Origin of the sequence: Streptomyces sp. URMC 127 (assembly GCF_051386535.1) — a bacterium.
In the GTDB taxonomy this organism is placed as follows: Bacteria; Actinomycetota; Actinomycetes; order Streptomycetales; family Streptomycetaceae; genus Streptomyces.
This window is the reverse complement of the sequence record NZ_JBPQTW010000395.1, coordinates 1-2,669: the sequence shown is the minus strand read 5'-3', so window position 1 is coordinate 2,669 and position 2,669 is coordinate 1. Positions and strand designations below refer to the sequence as shown.

Annotated in this window: 2 protein-coding genes; both read left to right on the top strand. The window is 71.5% G+C overall.

What is annotated here, in order from left to right:
- The first annotated feature begins 195 nt into the window (after positions 1-195).
- Positions 196-1,611, top strand: a complete 1,416-nt coding sequence (locus ACSNOH_RS34370) for an outer membrane protein assembly factor BamB family protein (RefSeq protein ID WP_436725375.1) — start codon at positions 196-198, stop codon at positions 1,609-1,611.
- 325 nt (positions 1,612-1,936) lie between these two features.
- Positions 1,937-2,632 (top strand): response regulator transcription factor, encoded by a 696-nt coding sequence (locus tag ACSNOH_RS34365; protein WP_436725374.1) that lies wholly within the window; start codon positions 1,937-1,939, stop codon positions 2,630-2,632.
- Positions 2,633-2,669 lie beyond the last annotated feature (37 nt).

Here is a 2,669-nt window from a genome sequence, read left to right as displayed (position 1 = left end):
GGGTAGCCGTAGCCGCCCGGCGCCCCGCAGGCCGCGCCCCCCGGCGGCTACGGCTACCCGGGCCCGGCCCAGCAGCCCGCCCAGGGATACCCGCAGTACAACGCCTACCCGCAGCAGCCCGGCCCGTACGGCGCGCCCGGCCAGTACCCCGGCGCGCCCGGCGGCAACGGCGCTGACGGCGCCAAGAAGAAGCGCATGGCGATCATCGCCGGCGCCGTGGCGGCCGTCCTCGTCCTCGCCGGCGGCGGCATCTGGTTCGCCACCAAGGGCGGTGGCGACGACGGCCCGGTCAACGCCTCCAGCAACGGCCAGACCGGCGGCACCAACAACAAGGGCGGCCAGGGCGGCGGTGGCGGCGGTGGCAAGCCCAAGACCATCGACGGCAAGATGCTGTTCAACGTCGAGCAGGAGAAGGTCGACGACCTGGTCAGCATGAAGGGCATGTGGGCCACCGACCAGGTGGTCGCCAAGTCCGACATCTACAAGATCGTCGGCTACGGCCTGTCCGGCGGCAAGAAGTGGGAGCTCCCGCTCGACGGCGCCATCTGCTGGGCCAGCCCCAAGGCCACCGACGACGGCAAGGCCGTCGTCCTCGTCAGCGACGGCAAGCCCAGCTCGGAGAAGAAGTACGGCGGCCCCTGCACCCAGGTCATCGCCTTCGACGTCAACAAGGGCAGCAAGCTCTGGCAGAAGTCGGCCAAGGCCGGCGACCGCGACGTCACCTTCTCCGAAGTCACCATCGGCGGCGGCACGGTCGCCGCGGGCGGCATCAGCGGCGGAGCCGCCTGGTCGCTGGACGAGGGCAAGGAGCTGTGGGCCCCCAAGGCCGACGGCGACGACTGCCGCGACGCCGGCTACGGCGGCGGCAGCAAGCTCGTCGCCGTGCGCCGCTGCGGCGACATCGAGCGAGGCATCGTCACCATCCAGACGCTCGACCCCAAGACGGGCGCGGTGAAGTCCAAGTACCAGCTGCCGCCCGGCCTGAGCTGGCCGCACATCGCCTCCACCGAGCCCCTCGTCGTCGCCGTCAACGCCGGCGGCAGCACGGGCAACGGCGCGTCCGACTTCTTCGTGATCGACGACAGCGCCAAGGAAGGCAAGCTGCGCAGCAAGATCGGCACGGACAACGGCAAGTACGTCCCGCGCTGCCCGTCGACCGACGTCGAGGGCTGCACCAAGCTGTCCATCACCAAGGACACGCTGTACATGCCCACCGACGACCACGCCTCCGGCGACGCGAACCAGGCCGGCCGGGTCAACGAGATCGTCGCCTTCGACCTGGCCACCGGCCAGACCAAGGGCAAGACGGACGGCACCCCCGGCTCCACCCTGGTGCCCCTCGGCACCGACAAGGACGGCTACCCGATCGGGTACCAGATCCCGACCTACAACGCCGGCGGCAAGGTGCTGCGCATCGACCCCAAGACGTACAAGGCCGACGTGCTGCTGAAGAACGCCGACGAGACCTCCCGGCCGGAGCGGGAGCTGTCGCCCGACTTCCAGCAGGGCCTGTGGGCCCAGGGCCGGCTCTTCCTCGGCTCTACGTACGCGCACCGCAGCTCGGCCGCGCTGGGCAAGCAGTACACGATGATGGCCTTCGGCGGGAGCTGACCGGCTCCCAGGACCTGACATCCACCCGGGGTGACGCCGGTTGACGCAAAATGATCACGGCGCCGTCCGTACAGCGGTTTCCGACCGCTTGGCGCCGTGATCAAGCACAATTGACGCCGGAGAAGTCGTATCCCTGCTCGTCGCGCTGCCGTGCCTGAACGATCCGTTTCAGTCGCGAAGTACACGTGATTGGCAGGGATTTCGGCATTCCGGGGGACTTCTCACCGGTAAGGGGCGCGCAACGTCGAACAAGCGTGTAGCTTCCGGGGTCGAGGGGTCGACAAGGAGACGTAGAGACGTACGCGGGGCGACAGGGGGCAAGCGCATGGGCGTGCGGCTCATGGTGGTCGATGATCACCGACTGCTGGCCGAGGCGCTCGCCTCGGCCCTGAAGCTGCGCGGGCACCGGGTCCTGGCCGCGGCCGCGCCGAGCGCGGGCGCCGCCGACCTGGTGGTGAGCCGCGCACCCGAAGTGTGCCTGCTGGGCACCGCCACGCCCGCCGAGCCGGGCGCCTTCGACCCGGTCGTCCGCATCAAGCGGGACCGCCCGCAGGTGGCCGTCGTCGTGCTCGGCCCCGTGCCGAGCCCGCTCGGCATCGCCGCGGCCTTCGCCGCCGGCGCCTCCGGCTACGTCCGGCACAACGAGCGGATCGAGGGCGTCGAGCGCGCCATGATGAAGGCGCGGGCGGGGGAGGCGGCGGTCGACCCGCAGCTCCTGCAGGGCGCCTTCACGGAGCTGCTCAACCCCGCGGCCCAGCCCGACGACGAAGGAGCGCGGCTGCTGCAGCTCCTCACCCCACGGGAGGTCGAGGTCCTCGTCCGGGTCGCCGAGGGGGAGGACACGCGCCTGATCGCGGCGGGCATGGGGATAGCGCCGAGCACGGCGCGGACGCACGTGCAGCGGGTGCTGATGAAGCTGGGCGTGGGCTCGCGCCTGGAGGCGGCGGCGCTCGCCGCCCGCACGGGGCTCCTGGACCGCGCGGCGGGAGCAGGGCCGGTCCCGCCGCCGCGAAGCCCCTAGGAAGGGGAGTCCGGGGGCGTGCCCCCAGTTACGGGAA